The organism is Brevibacterium sp. BDJS002, assembly GCF_028201555.1.
Lineage (GTDB): Bacteria > Actinomycetota > Actinomycetes > Actinomycetales > Brevibacteriaceae > Brevibacterium > Brevibacterium aurantiacum.
In genome coordinates this window covers 2,455,609-2,475,268 of the sequence record NZ_CP116392.1, presented here as the reverse complement: position 1 = coordinate 2,475,268, position 19,660 = coordinate 2,455,609, and the positions used below count along the sequence as shown (strand labels likewise).

Here is a 19,660-nt window from a genome sequence, read left to right as displayed (position 1 = left end):
TGAGCGGAGACGCGAAACGGCCCCGATTCCTCGTATGAGGAATCGGGGCCGTTGTCTCTGGCGGGCCGTTGTTGCGGGAGCCCTGGCCGAGATCAGCAGATCAGAGCTTGGTCCAGGCTTCGGTCAGAGTTCCGCGGATGATCTGCTCCATCTCGTCGAACTCCTTCTGACCGACGGTCAGTGGAGGCGAGAGCTGGATGACAGGGTCGCCACGGTCGTCGGCGCGGCAGTACAGGCCGTCGTCGAACATCTTCGCTGAGACGAAGTTCTTGAGGATGCGCTCCGACTCCTCCTCGGTGAAGGACTCCTTGGTGTCGCGATCCTTGACCAGTTCGATGCCGTAGAAGAAGCCCTCACCGCGGACGTCGCCGACGATCGGCAGGTCCTTGAGCTTCTCAAGCGTGAACTTGAACGCAGCAGCGTTCTCATGCACGTGATCGTTGAGCTTCTCCTTCTCGAACACATCGAAGTTCGCCATGGCGGCCGCACAGGAGACGGGATGTCCGCCGAAGGTGTAGCCGTGGTAGAAGGTCTCGTCCCCGCCGGGACCGAAGGGCTCGAACAGACGATCCGAGGCGATCATCGCACCGAGCGGAGCATAACCGGAGGTGATGCCCTTGGCGCTCGTGATGATGTCGGGCACGTAGCCGAAGTCGTTGCAGGCGAACATGTCGCCGATACGGCCGTAGGCACAGATCGTCTCGTCCGAGACCAGAAGCACGTCGTACTCGTCGCAGATCTCGCGGACACGTTCGAAGTAGCCGGGAGGCGGCGGGAAGCAGCCGCCGGAGTTCTGCACCGGTTCGAGGAAGACTGCCGCAACCGAATCGGCACCCTCGAACTCGATGGCCTCACCGATGCGGTCCGCTGCCCAACGGCCGAAGGCCTTCTCATCGTGGGCGTAGGGCTCGGGTGAGCGGTAGAAGTTCGTGTTGGGTACCTTGATCGCACCGGGGACCAGGGGAGCGAACTGCTCACGCAGATCCGGCAGCGAGGTCACGGACAGCGCGCCGTGAGGTGTGCCGTGGTAGGCCGTGGCACGCGAGATGATCTTGTGCTTGCCCGGCTTGCCCGTGACCTTGAAGTAGTTCTTCGCCAGCTTCATCGCGGACTCGACCGAGTCACCGCCACCGGAGGTGAGGAAGACACGGTTGAGGTCACCCGGGGCATAGCTGGCCAGGCGCTCCGAAACCTCGATGGCCTGCGGATGGGCGAAGGACCACAGGGGCATGAAGGGCAGCTTCATCGCCTGATCCGACATCGCCTTCGCGATCTCCTCGCGACCGTGGCCCACCTGGACGGTGAACAGTCCGGCCAGTCCGTCAAGGTACTTCTTGCCCTTGTCGTCGAAGATGTGGTGGCCTTCACCACGAGTGATGATCGGTGCTTCACCACCGTTGAACAGTGACTGGTGCGGAGCCATATGCATCCACACGTTGTTGCGGATGGCATCCTGATAGCTGGTGCCAGCTCTGGTGACATTCTCTGTCATCGCGTCCCCCAATTGTATTTTTGCTTTTCGAGTGAGAGGTACATGAAGAGCTCGGTGTCCACGACGGCGTCGATCGAACGCAGCTCTTCATTGACGAATTCGATCAGGTGGCGATCCGATTCGCAGACGATCTCGACCAAGATGTCGAACGACCCTGCGGTGACCACGAGATAGTCGATCTCGTCGTAGCCGTGCAGTCGATCGGCGACCTTGGAGATATCGCCCCGAACCTTGACGCCCACCATGGCCTGTCGGGCGAAGCCCAGGCTCAAGGGATCGGTCACGGCGACGATTTCCATCACGCCGGAATCGATGAGCCTGGAGACCCGCTGACGGACGGCAGCCTCGGACAGTCCCACGGACTTGCCGATGGCGGAGTAGGACTTGCGCCCGTCGTGCTGCAATTCGACGATGATCGCTTTCGACTTCTCATCGAGATTGCCCAGGCGGTGATTGCTTCCGCTCGGCATCAAGTGGGCCATTCTTCACCTCCGTGATTTGGGTCTCAACACAATCTACCATTGATTCCGTCGGAATGCGCAGATTCGTATGCGAATTCAGTCGAATACGAAAAACATTCATTCTGGATTCGTCATGAATTGGCATTTTCACCCCTGACAACACGCGTGTGACAGTGATTGACACGGTGTGAGCTGGCTCACCACACTGTAATCATGAATGAGGGTGAGCTGTTCTACGCCGGTGAAGACAACCGGCCGGACGTGCAGGGAATGCGGCCCGGAGCCGAGCAGGGCCGGGCAGGACAGGAGGTCAGGGCTCGCCCGCAGCCGCGTCCCGGCGAGGTCGACACGATCGGCGCGAACGAGCTGTCGTTCTCTCCGGATGAGTACCTGGGGCGCATCGCTTCGGTGCGCAATCGCATGATCGACCAGGGCCTGTCTGCACTCATCGTCACCGACCCCGCCAACATCTATTACCTCACCGGGTACAACGCCTGGTCGTTCTACACCCCTCAGCTCCTCTTCGTCCCGGCCTCGGGACCGCTGACTCTGTTCATGCGCGACATGGATGCCCGAGGCGCTATGCACACCTCATGGCTGCCCCCGGAGGACATCGTGGGCTATCCGGAACGCTACGTGCAGCGCCCTCACATCCATCCCTTCGATTGGGTGTCCTTCGCGCTGCGGCAGCGCTGGGAAGTCGCCCGTGCCTCGTCCTCGCCGGTCGGGGTCGAGATGGACTCGCATTTCTTCTCTCCGCGTGCCTTCCGTTCACTGGTCAACGGTGTCCCGGAGTGGCGCCTGGTGGATTCCTTCGAGCTGGTCAATTGGATCCGCGCGATCAAGTCCCCAGCCGAAGTCGCACTGATGCACAAGGCCGCCGAGGTGACCACGGAGTCGATGAACGCTGCCCTGGCGACCATCGGCGACGGTGTCGCACAGAATGAGGTGGCGGCTGAGATCGCCGCTGCTCAGGCCCGTGGACGCGGCAGTGCCTGGGGTGACTATCCGGCCATCGTTCCGCTGCTGCCCACGGGGGAGAGCGCGGACACCCCGCACCTGAGCTGGACGAATCGGAAGTTCGTTGCCGATGAGTCGGTGAGTATCGAGCTGGCAGGCGTCCACCGTCGCTATCACGTGCCCTTGGCGCGCACCGCCGTCGTGGGAAAGCCGAAGCAGGAGCTCATCCGACTCGAGGGTGTCGTCTCCGAGGCGCTGGCCGCGGTTCTCGACGTCGCCGCACCAGAGGTGCCCACCGCCGAATTGGCCCGCACCTGGAACCGGGTGCTGGCGCTGGCCGGTCTGGAGAAGCCGAGCCGGCTGGGCTACTCCATCGGCATCGGGTACCCACCCGACTGGGGCGAGCGCACGATCTCGATCAGGACCGAGGACGACCAGATCCTCGAAGCCGGAATGACCTTCCACCTCATCTGCGGCATGTGGATGAACGGCTACGGCTATGAACTCTCCGAGTCCGTCCTCATCACGGATACCGGCTGTGACACGTTCACCGACTTCCCACGCGAGATCATCCGCGTCTGAAGTCCGCGCTTGGGAGCTCAGACCATGAACTGAATCCAGAGGCCGAGGGCCACCGCGTTGATCCCAGCGACGGTCAGTGCCCGTCCCTGGACCCAGGCGATGTCATTCGCCGAGGCGGGGCTTGAGGGGTCTGCCATCTGCACTGACATCGCCACCCGTGGGGGAGCGGCTAGTGCCGCAAGCGAGGCGGCGGCGTTTCCTGCTGCCACCACTGGCAGTGAGGAGACGTGGGAGGCCGTGGCGACCGCGTCGATGGTGCCGGTGAACATGGAGTTGGCGCCGGTGTTCGATCCGGTCACGATGGCTCCGACCGCAGTCAGCCAGGGCGTGAAGAGGACGAGTCCGGCGGGCACCAGGGTCCCGATGGACGCGCTCATCCCGGTCGTCGTCATGATCCAGCCCATGAGCATGAAGGCGGCTGTGCCGGCGCCGATCGGCAGCCAGGAGCGAACGGCGGCGGAGGTGACAGCACCGCGAGAGGTGACCCTGAGCGCGGCGATCACACAGGCGGCGGCCAACCAGAACGGGGGAGAGGCCACGATCTGTGTCACCAGTGACGGGACTGCGGATTCCAGTGCGCGGGCCATGAGCAGGCCTACGGTGAGGGTCGTGTACGGCAGGACCGCGAGACCCAGCTGACGGGTGAAGCCGGTTCTGCGGCGGCGGATGATGAAGCGGGTGCCCATGACGGCGATGACGAGGAGTGAGCCGATGATGCCGGCTGGGGCCATGCCGATGAGGATGTTTGCGGCGAGGATGCCGGTCCACATCAGAGCCGCGGCGGCAATGATTCCGAAGCAGGAGGAGAGGCCGGGGCGCATGATGAGAATCACCGAGGTCGCCACGATGATGACGGGGATCGCGTTGATCCAGGCCGTCGCGACGCCGAGATCGTCGACGTTGATGCCGGTGAGCGCGGCGGCGACCGTGGTTCCGGGGCCGAGTGCGCCCCAGGGGACGGCGATGAGGCCCAGCAGTCCGAGGATCGCCGACTGCCGCAGTGAACAGCCGAGCAGCCGCAGGACCGGGACTCCGATCGTCACGCCGATGCCGAACCCGGTGACCGACTCGGCGAAGGGGACGAGCCCGAACACGACGAGTCCGACTCCGAGCGCGCGACTGGGCGCCGCTGCTTCGACCCAGGCGGAGATCTCGCCCATCGATCCTGACGACTCGAGCAGGCGTGCCAGAACCATGCCGAAGAGAAGGATGAGGGCGACTTCGAGGATCAGAGGGAAGTAGTCAGCCCCCGATTCGACGAGAACCGATATCGGCGTCGGGAAGAAGAGAATGACAGCCAGGCAGGCGGCGATGACCCCGGTGGCAGCGGCGATCCAGGAGTTCTGTTTGAATACGAGCAGAGCGATCGCGAGCACAATCGGCGTCAGCGCCAGCAGAGGAGTCATGGGAACAGTTCCATCGTGTGAAGAAGTAAGACTTGGTAGAATTCACTCTACTATTCAAGAACAATCTATGATGTCACCATGGTGAACACAGAGGACCTCGGAGCTCGAGTATTCGGCGCGCGCATCAGGGCGCGCCGCAAGTACAACGACCTGACGCTCAACGAACTTGCTGTGCGCGCCGGAATCTCTCGAGCGGCCTTGTCGAAGATCGAACGTGGGGAACAGGACACATCGGTCTCGAACGCCATGGGGCTCTCCCGTGCCCTCGGCGTGGATGTGGGTGAGCTCCTCGCTCCGCCCGAGGTGGTCATCACCTCCAGTGCTGCCATTCCCGCTCACAGCGCATACGGCAGAGGCACTCTGCGCCGAGACCTCCCCGCTCCGCAGGAGAACATGGAGGTCGTGCACTACAAGCTTGATCCGCACTGCGAAACAGCATCCTTCGCCGCTCACCGCAGCGGCTCCCGTGAGACCTTCTTCGTGCTCGCCGGCACCATCGAAATCGTCACGATCGATCGCCGGACCACCCTGCGGGTCGGAGACTGTGCGCAGGCGCCCGGCGATGTTCCGCACCAGCTGTCCAACCCCGGAAACGAGCCGGCGGAGCTCATGCTCATCATCGTCTGAGGTTCGCAACAGCCCTTGACGAGGACAACCGACCTCCGGCATCCTTGACTTGACACATTCCCGGCGAAAGACAGCAATTTCGTGAAGTAATTCCTCATTTCCGCATCATGCGGGTGCTACGGACCCGCAGCGCACTTCTGTGCACGAAATGAGGACACACATGACTGCTGCCATATCTCTCTCGAAACTCGGCTACCGCCTCGGCGATGACACCGAGATCTTCACTGCTCTCACTGCATCGATCCCGGCCTCCCTTGTCGGACTGGTCGGTGACAACGGGATCGGCAAATCCACCCTCGCCAGAATCATCGCCGGACAGCTTCGCCCCAGCGCGGGCTCCGTCACCGGCGCCGAGGACGCGGTGTACATCGATCAGCTGCTGCCCCATACCGACCTCAGCGTCGCCTCGACGCTGGGAATCAGCGAGATCAGATCGGCCCTGTCGAAGGCCCTGGCCGGTGACGCCGATTTCGCCGACTTCGACGTCATCGGCGATGACTGGGACATCGAGGAACGGGCGCTGAGCGCCCTGGCCGATCTCGGACTCACACTCGATGCCGCGGTCCTTGACCGGCGACTGTCGACCTTCTCCGGCGGTCAGGCCATGCGCATCGGACTGGCGCGGGCGGCTCTGGCCGGTGATCGCTGGCTGATTCTCGACGAACCGAGCAACAACCTCGACGAGGTGGGACGTCGCCGGCTGGCCTCCCTGCTGCGGGACCGGACGGGGCCGACACTCGTGATCTCCCACGATCGTGCACTGCTGGCGGAAGTGACGACGATCGTCGAGATGACGGACCAGCTGCGCATCTACGGTGGAGACTTCGACGACTACGAACGCATGGTCGCCGCCGAAGAGGAGGCGAAGCTCGCTCACCTCGTCGACGCCAAGAAGTCCCTGGCGATCGAGAAGCGCCAGCGCATCGAACTCGAGACGAAGCTGGCCAGGGCCGATCGCAAGGCTGCCAAGGACAAGGAGAACAAACGCCGACCCAAGATCGTCATGAATGGTCTGACCGACTTCGCCCAGAAGAGCGCGGCGAAGCGACGCGGAGACAAGGCTCACGACGAGGAGGCCGCCCGTTCCTCGGTGCGCACCGCCAAGGACGCTCTGCGCAGGGACTCAAGCATCCGCCTGGACCTGCCCGAGACCGTGATCCACTCGGCGAAGCGTGTCCTCGAGGTCTCAGGTCCGGTGCTCGAGCAGCCACGTACGATCGTCGGTCCCGAGCGGATCAGGCTGACCGGTGCCAACGGCTCCGGGAAGTCGACCATGCTGTCGGCGATCGCCGGGCGATACGACACCGGTGCCCCGATCAACGAGCTGTTCCCCGATCTGACCTTCACCGTTCCCGTGTCCAGCGGCTTCCTCGACCAGCAGTACAGGCTGCCGCCGACGCTGACCGTCATGGAAGCCGTGAGGGAGGACAACCCTGGTCTCGGACCACACCGAGTTCATGAGGTGTTGGCCGCGATGGGGCTGAGGGCCGGACGGACCGAGCAGCTGTGTTCGACATTGTCGGGAGGGGAGCGCTTTCGAGTGGCTCTGGCGAAGAGTCTGCTCCAAAACCCCGCGCCCCAGCTGCTCATCCTCGACGAACCAGGCAACAACCTCGACCTTTCCTCGCTGACTGCGTTGGTGACCGCCCTGGACGGATTCGGCGGAGCGATGATCGTCATCACCCACGATGATCGTCTCGCCGAGGAGCTGCGCCTCGACGTCGAATGGGACATTCGGGAATTTCTTCTCCCCGAACAGGTTGAAGGAGACGAGCAGGTTGATGGAGACAGGAACGAGTTTGAGGAGGCCTCACATGCGCGATCGTGAGCGGGAGCCAGCCGCCCGTGCCAGTGATCCATCATTTGACTGCTCGGGGATAATGGCATGGTGAGTGTCATCAGCCCTGCCCCAGAATCAGTATCCCCAGCCGCTGCCGAGCCCCTGCGCATCGGTCCCATCGAGCTGTCCTCGCCGGTCGTGCTCGCGCCGATGGCCGGAATCACCAACACCGCCTTCAGGCGCCTGTGCCGCGAGTACGGAGCCGGCCTGTATGTGACAGAGATGGTGACGTCCAGGGCGCTGGTCGAACGCAGCCCCAAGAGCATGCGCATCATCCGGCACGAGCCGTATGAGACACCGCGCTCGGTCCAGCTCTACGGCGTCGACCCGGTGACGATCGGGCAGGCCGTGCGCATGCTCGTCGAGGAGGACCGGGCCGACCACATCGACCTCAACTTCGGATGCCCCGTGCCCAAGGTCACCCGGAAGGGCGGCGGCTCTGCCCTGCCGTGGAAGAAGGACCTGTTCGAGTCCATCGTCACCACAGCCGTGACCGAGGCAGATCGCGGCGGCATCCCCCTGACCGTGAAGATGCGCAAAGGCATCGACAAGGACCACCAGACCTTCCTCGACGCGGGTGAGACTGCCCGCAATGCGGGTGTGGCAGCGGTCGCCCTCCACGGTCGGTCTGCGGCGGATCTGTACTCGGGCCAGGCGGACTGGGACGCCATCGCCCGACTCAAGGACCACCTCGGCGACACCGTTCCGGTTCTGGGCAACGGTGACATCTTCGCGGCAGAGGATGCACTTGAGATGATGCGCCGCACGGGCTGCGACGGCGTCGTCATCGGACGCGGATGCCAGGGACGACCTTGGCTGTTCGGCGACCTCGCCAATGCCCTCAACGGCAGCGATGAACGCTTCCGGCCGGGTCTCGCCGAGGTGGCTCGCGCCGTCTACAAGCACGGCGAGTACCTGGCCGAATACTACGAGGACGAGTTCTACGGCGTTCGTGACCTGCGCAAACACATTGCCTGGTATTTCAAGGGCTATCCGGTTGGGGGAGACCTGCGGCGTCAGCTGGCGATGGTCTCCTCGCTCGAGGAGCTCGCGGGCCTGCTGGCTCAGCTTGATCAGGACGCACCGTATCCTGGTACGGACGCGGAAGGCTCCCGGGGGCGGACGACCCGCCCGAAGAAGCCGCATCTGCCCGAAGGGTGGCTCGACTCCCGCATCTTCGATGTGAGCGGAAAGTCACTGCTCTCCGAGGCGGAACTCGACATCTCGGGAGGATGACAATGCCATTCGAAACTCACCCACGCACCTCGGTGCGCTCGGGGACCGTGGCGGTCTACACGCCGTGGGACGAGGAACGATGGGTGAGCGAACCGGCGAAGAATCCACGCCGCTCGGCCTTTCAACGTGACCGGGCCCGGGTGCTGCACTCCGCGGGACTGCGGCGTCTGGGCGCCAAGACTCAGGTCGTGTCACCAGGCACTGATGATTTCGTCCGCACCCGGCTCACCCACTCTCTCGAAGTCGCTCAGGTCGGGCGCGAACTTGCCCGATACTTAGGCTGCGATCCCGACATCGTCGACACCGCGTGCCTGAGCCATGACCTCGGCCATCCGCCCTTCGGTCACCACGGCGAGACCATCCTCGACGCCCTGTGCATCGACATCGGCGGATTCGAGGGCAATGCGCAGACGCTGCGCCTGGTCACCCGGATCGAGCCGAAGGTGATCGCCGATGACGGCCGACCGGCAGGACTCAACCTCACGCGGGCCAGCCTCGACGCACTCACGAAATATCCCTGGTCACGGAGCGAAGCGTCCGCGGGGCGGCGTGACTCCGGCGTGCGGAAATTCGGTGTCTACGATGACGACAGGGGAGTCTTCGACTTCTACCGCGACGGGATCGAGAACGGCAAACGGTGTATCGAAGCCCAGGTGATGGATCTCGCCGATGACATCTCCTACTCCGTCCACGATGTTGAGGACGCGATCGCCGGGGGCCACCTGCATCTGGGTGAATTCGCTGCGGAGAGCCGTCGGGCTGAGCTCTTCGACATCACCCGCAAATGGTATCTGCCGACCACGAGCGACGAAGAGATGGACAAGGCGCTGTCGCGGCTGCAGGCGGCCGCGTACTGGCCCGCGGATGTCTATGACGGTTCCAGGAAGGCCCAGGCCACGCTCAAGCACATGACGAGTCAGCTCATCGGGCGGTTCGTCGGTGCGGCCGAAGCCGCAACACGTGAGGAGTTCGGCTGGGAGCCCCTGGCCCGTTACGCGGCCTCGCTGGTCGTCCCCGAGCCCACGGTCGTCGAGATCGCCGTCCTCAAGGGCATGGCGACGTTGACGGTGATGGTCGCCGAAGACCGTCTGCGACTCCATGACATCCAGTCTGCCGTCATCACCGAGTTGGCCCAGTGGTACTCCGCGATGCCGACCAAGCTCGACCCGATGTTCAGAGCCGACTACTTCGAAGCTGCCGACGATGCGGCACGGCTGCGTGTCGTCGTCGACCAGATCGCATCACTGACCGACCATTCTGCTTGGGCCCTGTACCACCAGCTCAAAGCAGGGGCGGGGGATCGTCTCTAGACCATGGCCGGACTGATCAAACGTGAGGACATCGACGAGCTGCGCAGTCGAACCCGCATCGACGAGGTCGTCGGTGAGTTCGTCACGCTCAAGACCGCGGGAATCGGCTCACTCAAGGGGTTGTGCCCCTTCCACGATGAGAAGACTCCCTCGTTCACGGTTCGCCCCCAAGTCGGGATGTATCACTGCTTCGGCTGTGGTGAGTCCGGCGACGTGTTCTCGTTTCTGCAGAAGGTCGAACAGCTCAGCTTCGTTGAGACGGTCGAGGCGCTGGCCGGCAAGATCGGGATGCATCTGCGCTACGAGGACGGCAAGGGCCCCGACCGTGAGCAGGCCAGCCGACGACAGCGGCTGCTGGAGATGCACGAAGTCGCACAGCGCTTCTTCACCCAGTGCCTGGAATCCGAGCAGGGGCAGATCGGTCGGGAGTTCCTCGAGGGTCGTGGCTTCCCACTGAGTTCGAGCAAGGAGTTCGGCCTCGGCTTCGCCCCCAAGTCCTGGGATTCTCTGACCAGCCAGCTCAAGCGGGCCGGCTTCACCGAGGAGGAGATCCTCGCCGGAGGTCTGGCCAGTGAAGGCGGCCGCGGCATCTACGACCGTTTCCGCGGCCGGGTTGTCTGGCCCATCAAGGACATGACCTCTCGGACCATCGGCTTCGGTGCCAGGCGACTGTACGACGATGACAAGGGGCCGAAGTACCTGAACACTCCGGAGACGGCTCTCTATCACAAGAACCAGGTTCTCTACGGTCTGGATCTGGCCAAGAAGGACATCGCGAAGACCAAGCGCGTGGTCATCGTCGAAGGCTATACCGACGTCATGGCCGCGCATCTGGCCGGCGTCACACAGGCGGTGGCGACCTGTGGAACGGCTTTCGGGCCTGAGCATGTGAAGATCGTTCGGCGTCTGCTCGGCGATGATCCGACAGGCCAGGTGATCTTCACCTTCGACGGCGACGCGGCCGGACAGAAGGCGGCTCTGCGGGCCTTCGAATTCGAAAGCGAGTTCACCGCTCAGACCTTCGTCGCCGTCGAACCCGATGGGCTCGACCCCTGCGATCTGCGGATGCAGAAGGGCGATGGGGCCCTGCGCGAGCTCATCGACGGTCGAAAGCCGCTCTTCGAGTTCGTCATCACCACCGCAATCTCTCGCTACGACCTCGACTCGGTCGAAGGTCGGATCGCAGCAGTCAAGGCCAGCGCCGAGGTGCTCGCTGACATCCGGGACCGCAATAGTCTCAGCCACTACTACCGTTTCGTCGCCGGTCGCATCGGTGTCGACATCGACGAGGTGGAATCTGCGGTCAGAGATGCCCGGAAACGTCCCAGCAGACCGCAGGCGAACCAGTCTCGTCAGCCTCAGCCTGCCCCGTCCCAGACCCCGCCCGGTGCCCCGCCAGTCGCATCGGGTCCGCCGGGGCAAGCAGGCGCGTCGCAGGCGCAGAGGTACGGATCTCAGGGCCAGCAGAGGTCGGGTCATCCTGCATCGAGGCCACAGTCCTCGGGCCAGTACGCGCCGGGACAGCAGGCACGGGGTCAACAGCCATCCGGCCAGCCGACACAGGGACAGCAGCTTTCCGGCCAGCCCGCATCGGGACAGGGCCAGCAGCAGGGGGCGGACGCACAGCGGCCGTCCACGGGATTCGCACCCGCAGGGGGAGGTGCTGGGGGAGACGACACCGCCATCGAGTACGTCTACGATGAGCGCCCCGACGTGTCGAACTTGTCAGCACCGATCAGCCCCGCTCGCCTGAAGACAGAGAAGGGCGCCCTGATGGTGGCGCTGCAGCATCCCGAGTTCGTCAACGCCAAACTGTTCGATTCCCTGTCCGCACGAGCCTTCGAACACCCCGGCTATCGACGGATCCAAGCCGCGGTGAAGGCTGCCGGCGGCCTGAAGTCGGCCGGTGGTGCGCAGACAGCGGGAACCGCCGCCGCTACACGTTGGGCCGACGCGGTCCTCTCCGCCAGCGCCGAGGACCTTAAGCCCTACGTCACACAGCTGCTGGTGACGCCCTTGCCGGTGGCAGACGGCGTCAGCGCGGAAGGGTTTGCCCGCGGCATCGTGGCCCGTCTCTTCGACTACGATCTCGAACGCATCGCCAAGGAGCTGCACTCGCGACTGCAGCGCCAGGACACCACTGACACAGCTGCGCAGACGACTCTTCTGGGGCAGCTCCAGGTGCTCGAACAGCACCGGGCGCGGCTGAAGACTCTCATGTGAAGACACCGATGTGAGGGCTGCGATTCTCGCCTGAGAACGTGAAATAGTGCACAATTGCAATTTTGCAGTTGATGAAATGTTGCATGAGATGCAAAAATGGTCTCATGCGTGAATCCGAACCCGAATCCCTCCGTGCCAAAAAGGCCCGCCAGACGCGTCATGCGCTGCATGACGCGGCGATCACTCGGGTTCTCGATGAAGGACTCGAATGCGCGACGGTGGCGAACATCGCCGCCGACGTCGGCGTCTCCACACGAACCTTCTTCAACTACTACGCGACGAAGGAAGACGCCATCGTCGGCCTCGACGAATCCAACATCGACGCCACACTGGTCGATGACTACGTCCACTCCGATTCCGGGGTGGAGAATCTGGCCGAGGACACTGCCCGCTTCGTCCGCGAGGTGCTGCTCATGGGATCGATGGATCCCAGCCTGCCGGCCCGTCGCAGGAAGCTGTTCGCCCGCTATCCGGAGCTTGTCAGCAAGCGCTTTGACCGGGCCGAGGCCCTGGAAGAGCTCGTGGCCGAACACGTGCTGGCGCGTCTGCGCTTTCTGGGCCAAGAGTTCTCCACTGAAGAATCGGCCTGGCGCAGCGCCAGGATGCTCACCCAACTGTGCCGGGTGCCCCTGAACCATGCTGGACAGACGGTCAAACGCTCACCCGAGCGCATTGACGAGAAAACCGGCACACAACCACTCTTCGAAGAATCATTGGGACTCTTCCTCAAGGTTCTGGACCGACTATGACAAAGGCTGAAATGAGAAGCAATCAAGGACTGCGAACCGGGGAGATGCCGAAGACCCCGGAAGACAGCAGCGAGCCAGAGCAGATGAAGACATCTGCGATCATCCTGCTCTTCGTGGGACTCATGATCGCCATGTTCATGTTCTCCCTCAACCAGACGGTGCTGGCGACCGCCCTGCCGACAATTGTCGGTGAACTCGACGGCGTCGACCAGATGCTGTGGGTCTCCACCGCATTCATGCTCGCCTCGACGATCATGATGCCCATCTACGGCAAGGTCGGGGACCTGTTCGGTCGCAAGCCGCTGTTCATGTTCGCGATCAGCTGCTTCCTGCTCGGCTCGGTCTTCGCGCTCATCGCCAACGATATGGGCATGCTCATCTTCGGTCGTGTGCTCCAGGGCATCGGCGGCGGTGGCATGATGATCCTCTCGCAGTCCATCATCGCCTCCGTGGTTCCCGCACGTGAACGCGGCAAGTACATGGGAATCATGGGATCCGCCTTCGCAGTGTCCTCGGTCGCAGGTCCCCTCATCGGCGGCTGGCTGACAGAAGGACCCGGCTGGCGCTGGGCCTTCGCCATCAACTTCCCACTCGGCATCATCGCTCTCTTCGCTGCCGCCATCTTCCTCAAGGTGCCCAAGCGTGCCCCCGGACCACGCCCGAAGATCGACGTCATCGGTATGGCCCTGATCTCGATCGTCACTTCCTGCATCGTCCTCGTCTCCGCCTGGGGCGGGCACGACTACGAATGGGGCTCATGGCAGATCAACGGACTCATCATCGTCGGAGCTCTCTCCATCGTCGGTTTCATCTTCGTCGAGCTCAAGGTCAGCGAACCGGTCATCCCGATGTACCTGTTCAAGAACCGTGACTTCCTGCTGTGCACCATCGCCGGCCTGTTCATCGGCATCGGCATGTTCGGTGTCCTGTCCTACATGCCCACCTACCTGCAGATGGTCCACGGAATCGACGCCACAGTGGCCGGACTGATGATGGTTCCCATGATGGGCACGATGCTCATCTCCTCGACCCTCATCGGCTTCGTCGTCTCGCGCACCGGCAAGTACAAGAAGTACCCGCTCATGGGCATCCTGATCATGGCCGCCTCTCTGGTGCTGCTCTCGCAGCTCAAGGCCGAAAGCGCCCCGTGGGAGACCATGGGCTGCTTGGCTCTGCTGGGACTCGGACTGGGTCTGAGCATGCAGACGCTCGTGCTCGTCGTCCAGAATGCCTTCCCCGTTGCCATGGTCGGCACAGCCACCGCGTCGAACAACTACTTCCGCCAGGTCGGAGCGACCCTGGGCATGGCCTTCATCGGGTCGGTCTTCACGCAGCGCCTCCTGGACAACATCAAGGACGGTATGGGTGAGCTCGCCAAGGCCGCACCCTCACAGCCGCTGCCGAAGGTCTCCTCGACGGGGCTCACACCCCAGATCGTTGCCGACCTGCCTGAGCCGCTGCACAGTCTCATCATCACGTCGTACAACGACGCCCTGGTGCCGCTGTTCCTGTGGGTCGCCCCACTGGCAGTCCTCGGGTTCGTCTTCCTGTGCTTCCTGCCCAACACGCCATTGGCGCAGACGCTCAAGGCCGACCCTGCAAAGCGCGAGCTCGTCACGGTCGGTGCTGACTCCTCTGCGAGCCACGCGGATTCGTCCGCGTCTCACGCCGTCACATCCGATAGTCTGGCGGAGAAGGCTAGGCTGAAGGAGTCGACTCATGACGGTACTGACAATACTCAACGCCCCGGGGACGGAGATTCCCGACCAGCTGACTGACCTCGGTCACAGGGAGGGAGTCGAACTGCGGATCGTCGAGGCACAGGACCTCGGCTCCGCTCTCCCCGGCACCGATGTTCTCCTGCTCTGGGACTTCTTCTCCAAAGCGCTGCGCAGCGAGTTCGACCGTGCTGACAGCCTGAAGTGGATCCATGCGGCTGCGGCCGGAGTCGACTCGCTGCTCTTCGATGAGCTGTCGGCCTCGGAGGTCGTCGTCACCAATGCGCGGGGGATCTTCGACCGGCCGATCGCGGAGTTCGTCCTCAACTACATCCTCATCCATGCGAAGAACTCGCTGGGTTCGCTCCAGGACCAGAAAACATCGACCTGGAATCGTCGATCGACGAAGAACCTCGCCGGATCCCATGCCATGGTCGTCGGAACCGGGTCGATCGGGCGAGAGATCGCCAGAGTACTGAGCGCACTCGACGTCAACGTCACCGGAGCCGGCAGCCGTGCTCGGACCGGTGACGCCGACTTCGGAACCGTCATCGACTCGGCTCAGCTGAGTTCGCATCTGTCGGGAGTCGACTGGGTGATCAACATTGCACCGCTGACGGAGAAGACGAGGAACCTCATCGACGCCGAGGTGTTCGCCGCCATGGACTCGGACGCCTACTTCGTCAATGTCGGTCGTGGGGAGGGAGTCGTCACCTCCGACCTCGTGAACGCACTTGAGACGGGCCAGATCGCCGGCGCCGGACTCGACGTCTTCGACGAAGAGCCACTGCCCGCCGATCATCCGCTGTGGCAGGCGGACAACGTCATCGTCACCCCGCACATGAGCGGGGACACCGACGGATGGCGCATGCGTCTGGCCAACCAGTTCGTCGACCTCTTCGACAAGCACATGGCAGGTGAGGCATTCCCGCACACGGTCGACAAAGCAGCGGGATACGTGCGATGAGCGAGAAGTCTGACCATGCTGATGAACGGGCATACCTCGCTCGAGTTGTCAGCGAGCTCATCGCGGTGCGCCGAGCGCGACTGCTGAGCATGCTGGTCTTGGCTCTGGCCATGCTCGTCGCCGGAATCGGTGCGGCGATGCAGGCGCAGGGGACTCGGGTGGACACGGTCCTGCTGTTCTCCGCGTTCAGCCTCATCATGATCGGAATCGTCTGTGCACTGGGGGCGATCCTCGCCTGGACGAGGATCAATCGTGACGTCCTTGACTCGGTGGCCTCGGCCAAACCCGCCCGCGCCAAAGCTCCGAGAACCCGCAACGCGGGAATGGCGGTCGCGATCGGCTTCGCGGTGCTCGGGCTTCTGTTCGGATGGATGCTGTTCACGGCGACACCGATCCTGGCCATCGCCATCGTCCTGGCGTGTGCCGTTCTGGCCTGCCTGGGTCCGATCTGGGCCAATGAGCTCTCCACCGCCGATGATCGCTTCGCCGTCATCCTCGACAGCGACGACGAACTGGCCAAACGGTTCAGCACCTACACCCCTATCTGGCTCCACGAAGCGATGGAGAATGAGAAGGCAGGCCAGGACCGAGCCTGAGCGCGCATCCATCACCAAAGACTCAGAGACGAACAAACGCCCGCAGCCATTCAGGCTGCGGGCGTTTCATCATCCGATCAGAGGATCGGAGCGCTGACGATCAGATCAGGGGAGGGCGGGAACGTCGACCCCGGCCATCTTCGCCACGCAGCGGATCACCTGGCAGCTGTAGCCGAACTCGTTGTCGTACCAGACGTAGACGACGACACGGTCATCGTCGACGATCGTGGCCAGACCATCGACGACACCGGCCCGCTTCGAGCCGACGAGGTCGCTGGAGACGAGCTCGGGGGAGGAGACATAGTCGATCTGGTTGCGCAGTTCCGAATTCATCGAGGTCTCACGCAGGAATGCGTTGAGCTCATCGACGCTCGTGGCTTTCTCAAGGTTGAGGTTGAGGATCGCCATCGACACGTTCGGAGTGGGAACGCGGATCGCATTGCCCGAGAGCTTGCCCTTGAGCTCGGGAAGAGCCTTCGCCACTGCCTTGGCAGCACCGGTCTCTGTGAGCACCATATTGAGTCCGGCGGCACGACCACGACGGGAGCCCTTGTGGAAGTTGTCGATGAGGTTCTGGTCGTTGGTGAACGAATGCACCGTCTCGACGTGACCGTTTCGGACCCCGTACTTGTCATGGAGGGCCTTGAGCACAGGGGTGATCGCGTTCGTGGTGCACGAAGCCGCTGACATCACCGTGTCCTCTTCGAGGATGGCCGCGTCATTGACGCCGTAGACGATGTTCTTGACCTCGCCCTTGCCGGGCGCGGTGAGGAGGACCTTCGAGGCACCCGGGCAGGCCAGGTGCTTGGACAGGCTCTCCTCGTCACGCCAGATTCCCGTGTTGTCGACGATGATCGCATCGTTGATGCCGTATTCGGTGTAGTCGACCTGAGAAGGATCGTTGGAGTAGATGACCTGGATCAGGGTTCCGTTGGCCTGGATCGTGTTGGCCTCTTCGTCGACGACGATGCTGCCGTCGAAGCTGCCGTGAACGGAATCGCGGCGCAGGAGCGAGGCACGCTTGACGATGTCATCATCGCTGCCCTTGCGGACGACGATCGCACGCAGGCGCATCCCCGTGCCGCCGGCACGATCGATGAGGATGCGGGCGAGCAGGCGACCGATGCGACCGAAGCCGTAGAGGACGACATCGCGAACGGCGCCTTCTTCAGCATTGCCTCCGGTGACCGATGCCAGCTCCGTGGAGAGGAAGTCCTTGACCGAGGCCGACTGGTCCTGCAGCTTCTGGATGAGGCGACCCAAGTCGATTCGAGTGGGACCGAGATCGAGTTCGGTCAGAGCGCGGACGATCTTCAGGGTCTCTTCGATGTCGAGATCCTCGCCGAGGAAGTGGCGGGCATAACGGTGAGCCTTGATCATCCCGGTCACCGACTTATTCAGCAGAGAACGGCCGAACAGCGTCAGCAGCACATCGTTCTCACGGTAAAGTCGTCCGGTCAGTGGAATGAGTTCTTCGGCGGCAGTCTGCTTGTTCGCCCATTCGTTCAGGCGAGCCGTCGTTGCATCAGTCAAAGGTCGTGTCTCCTCGGTCAGTTGGCGAATTCTCGCTCAGTCTAACGCGTTGTCTACTCGTGTTTCGTCTGGCGCTCATCGAGTCGTCGGAATCCGAGCAGAGTCAGCGCGATGATGCCAGCGCCGGCCAGCAGCGCACCCAGGCTCTGGATCTGGACTCTCGGTTCGACGAAGCGGTATTCGGGCGTGGAATCCTCCTGCGGGCGCGGTGGCGTCGCGGTGCCGATCCAAGCGGCGACGAAGAGGATGATGCGGGCGAAGACATTCATCGTGAGCATGATCGCGATGATCGAACCGAAGACACCAGCAGCCTTGTTGCCGGAGAAGAGGTCGACGAGGACCGTGGCGAAGTTGATGAGAATGGTGAAGGCCAGAGCACCGATGAGGGAGCCCCGGATCTTGGCCCTTTTGCCCACCGGGTGGTCGGGCAGCATGGTGAAGAGGAACATGAAGATCAACCACGCGGCACCGAAGGTGATGAGGGGCGGGATGATGACCAAGAGGGCCCTCGCCCAGCCGGGAAGGCTGAGCAGGTCGCTGATGACGGACCCTAAGCCGGCGCCGACGACGGTCAACGCCACGGTGAGCAGCAGGCCGATGATAAGCCCCAGCAAAGTCACGACGTTGTTGAGGAACTTCTTGACGAACGACTTGTCTTCGATGACATCGTCGAAGTCCGCGTGGAGTTGAGCTCGCACAGCAGCACCGAGGTTGCCGATGAATCCCTGTCCTGTGTAGAGGGCAGCCAGGATGGCGATGATGCCGACCGACTGCCAACTGGTGAGGAAGCTCTCAAGCTGTTCCGTCAGTGACGAGTTGCCGCCTACCTGAGCCTCGATCTGCTCGACGACGACGGGGAGGAGCTCGGGTTTGAGGACATCGAGGACGAATCCGAGGCTCGCGAAGGTGAACATCGCGATGGGCATGACTGCGAGGACCAGGAAGTAGGTGATGGCCGCACCGAACTGGTTGCCCAACCGTTCACCGAAGCGCTTGACGGCCCGCATCAGGTGGGCGGGTCCCGGCTGGGTGATGGCGTTGTGGCCGACTTCGGCGACGGTGTTGCGTGAGGCCAGTACTTTGGCTGGTGCCACTTCGTGCTCCTTCGATCTTGACCCGCAGGTGTCTGTTTCAACACTAACCGCTGGGAGCGTCCTGAGAGGGGTGGGCCGCGCCTCCAATCTAGACTTTTGACCATGCCGACATTATTTTCGACTGCCCCGTCCACAGATCTGCTGCTCTCCGCTGGCTCCTCAGCGGCGGAGAATCTCAGTGGCTTCTCCGGCTGGGCGGTGAGGCTCATGGAGGCGCTGGGTCCTCTCGGCGTCGGGTTCTTGGTGTTCTTGGACAATATCTTCCCACCCATTCCCAGTGAGCTGGTGCTGCCGCTGGCGGGCTTCACCGCCAGCCAGGGAAGCATGAACATCGTCTTGGCGATCATCTTCGCGACCGTGGGCTCCGTCGTCGGCGCGGTGATCCTGTGGGCCTTGGGCAAATGGATCGGTCTTGAGCGCATCTCCCGCATCGCAGTGAAGATGCCGCTCGTCGACGTCGACGATGTGCACAAGACGGTCGGCTGGTTCGACAAGCACGGTGACAAGGCCGTGTTCTTCGGTCGGATGGTTCCGATCTTCCGGTCTCTGATCTCCATCCCCGCAGGCATGCGGAACATGTCGATCATCAAGTTCCTGGTGCTGACCACGGCCGGCAGCGCGATCTGGAACACCATTCTCATCGTCGCCGGCTTCTACCTCGGTGAGAACTGGTCGATCGTGGAGACCTACGCCGGTTACTTCCAGACTCTGGTCATCATTGCTGTGGTCGTCTTCGTTGTGGTGTGGATCGTGCTCAAGATCCGCAAGCGCTCACGAGCCAAGGCCGCGGATCGCACCGATGCCGCTGGCGAAGACACCGAAGGCCCAGCCGACCCGTATGGGGGCTGAGCCTTCGGTTAGGTTCA

Annotated in this window: 16 protein-coding genes; 11 read left to right on the top strand and 5 right to left on the bottom strand. The window is 63.0% G+C overall.

The window, feature by feature from the left end:
• Positions 1-100: 100 nt before the first annotated feature.
• The gene (locus tag PGC08_RS11615) at positions 101-1,492 is read right to left on the bottom strand and encodes an aspartate aminotransferase family protein (protein WP_009881503.1); all 1,392 of its coding nucleotides are present in this window, start codon (positions 1,490-1,492) and stop codon (positions 101-103) included.
• Positions 1,489-1,974, bottom strand: a complete 486-nt coding sequence (locus PGC08_RS11610; protein ID WP_101582677.1) for an Lrp/AsnC family transcriptional regulator — start codon at positions 1,972-1,974, stop codon at positions 1,489-1,491. The genes PGC08_RS11615 and PGC08_RS11610 overlap by 4 nt, the downstream gene beginning before the upstream one ends.
• Positions 1,975-2,166: 192 nt before the next feature.
• Between PGC08_RS11610 and PGC08_RS11605 the strand changes: the two genes are divergently transcribed.
• The gene (locus PGC08_RS11605; RefSeq protein ID WP_009881501.1) at positions 2,167-3,495 is read left to right on the top strand and encodes a M24 family metallopeptidase; all 1,329 of its coding nucleotides are present in this window, start codon (positions 2,167-2,169) and stop codon (positions 3,493-3,495) included.
• Between the two features lie 17 nt (positions 3,496-3,512).
• On the opposite strand, the gene PGC08_RS11600 is transcribed toward PGC08_RS11605, so the two are convergent.
• Positions 3,513-4,901, bottom strand: a complete 1,389-nt coding sequence (locus PGC08_RS11600) for an L-lactate permease (RefSeq protein WP_271708447.1) — start codon at positions 4,899-4,901, stop codon at positions 3,513-3,515.
• Positions 4,902-4,979: 78 nt separating this feature from the next.
• Here PGC08_RS11600 and PGC08_RS11595 point away from each other — a divergent pair, with 78 nt between their 5' ends.
• The 9 genes from PGC08_RS11595 (at position 4,980) to PGC08_RS11555 (ending at position 16,167) form a co-directional block, all read left to right on the top strand.
• Positions 4,980-5,528: a helix-turn-helix domain-containing protein gene (locus PGC08_RS11595; protein ID WP_009881499.1), complete on the top strand. Its 549-nt coding sequence runs from the start codon at positions 4,980-4,982 to the stop codon at positions 5,526-5,528.
• A 160-nt stretch (positions 5,529-5,688) separates the two neighbouring features.
• Complete coding sequence (locus PGC08_RS11590; RefSeq protein WP_271708446.1) at positions 5,689-7,356, top strand: ATP-binding cassette domain-containing protein; 1,668 nt, start codon at positions 5,689-5,691, stop codon at positions 7,354-7,356.
• A 57-nt stretch (positions 7,357-7,413) separates the two neighbouring features.
• Positions 7,414-8,604 carry a tRNA dihydrouridine synthase DusB gene (dusB, locus tag PGC08_RS11585; RefSeq protein WP_009881497.1) on the top strand — a complete coding sequence of 397 codons (1,191 nt, stop codon included), beginning with the start codon at positions 7,414-7,416 and terminating at the stop codon, positions 8,602-8,604.
• Positions 8,605-8,606: 2 nt separating this feature from the next.
• Entirely contained in the window at positions 8,607-9,914 is a 1,308-nt protein-coding gene (locus PGC08_RS11580; RefSeq protein ID WP_009881496.1) for a deoxyguanosinetriphosphate triphosphohydrolase, read from the top strand.
• Between the two features lie 3 nt (positions 9,915-9,917).
• Positions 9,918-12,137, top strand: coding sequence for a DNA primase (dnaG, locus tag PGC08_RS11575; RefSeq protein WP_069600277.1), 2,220 nt, complete (start codon positions 9,918-9,920; stop codon positions 12,135-12,137).
• Positions 12,138-12,241: 104 nt separating this feature from the next.
• On the top strand, positions 12,242-12,886 hold the full coding sequence (locus tag PGC08_RS11570; protein ID WP_009881494.1) for a TetR/AcrR family transcriptional regulator: 645 nt from the start codon (positions 12,242-12,244) through the stop codon (positions 12,884-12,886).
• 11 nt (positions 12,887-12,897) lie between these two features.
• A complete protein-coding gene (locus PGC08_RS11565; protein WP_226829430.1) occupies positions 12,898-14,664 on the top strand; it encodes an MDR family MFS transporter in 1,767 nt (588 codons plus the stop codon).
• A complete protein-coding gene (locus PGC08_RS11560; RefSeq protein WP_114319708.1) occupies positions 14,606-15,571 on the top strand; it encodes a D-2-hydroxyacid dehydrogenase in 966 nt (321 codons plus the stop codon). The genes PGC08_RS11565 and PGC08_RS11560 overlap by 59 nt, the downstream gene beginning before the upstream one ends.
• Positions 15,568-16,167: a hypothetical protein gene (locus PGC08_RS11555; protein ID WP_193078152.1), complete on the top strand. Its 600-nt coding sequence runs from the start codon at positions 15,568-15,570 to the stop codon at positions 16,165-16,167. Before PGC08_RS11560 ends, PGC08_RS11555 begins: the two co-directional genes overlap by 4 nt.
• Before the next feature lie 105 nt (positions 16,168-16,272).
• On the opposite strand, the gene PGC08_RS11550 is transcribed toward PGC08_RS11555, so the two are convergent.
• Together PGC08_RS11550 and PGC08_RS11545 are read right to left on the bottom strand one after the other, a co-directional pair.
• Positions 16,273-17,700: a glyceraldehyde-3-phosphate dehydrogenase gene (locus tag PGC08_RS11550; protein WP_271708445.1), complete on the bottom strand. Its 1,428-nt coding sequence runs from the start codon at positions 17,698-17,700 to the stop codon at positions 16,273-16,275.
• A gap of 53 nt (positions 17,701-17,753) precedes the next feature.
• Positions 17,754-18,794 carry a YhjD/YihY/BrkB family envelope integrity protein gene (locus PGC08_RS11545; RefSeq protein ID WP_193086208.1) on the bottom strand — a complete coding sequence of 347 codons (1,041 nt, stop codon included), beginning with the start codon at positions 18,792-18,794 and terminating at the stop codon, positions 17,754-17,756.
• 102 nt (positions 18,795-18,896) lie between these two features.
• Here PGC08_RS11545 and PGC08_RS11540 point away from each other — a divergent pair, with 102 nt between their 5' ends.
• Complete coding sequence (locus PGC08_RS11540; RefSeq protein ID WP_050773327.1) at positions 18,897-19,643, top strand: DedA family protein; 747 nt, start codon at positions 18,897-18,899, stop codon at positions 19,641-19,643.
• Positions 19,644-19,660 lie beyond the last annotated feature (17 nt).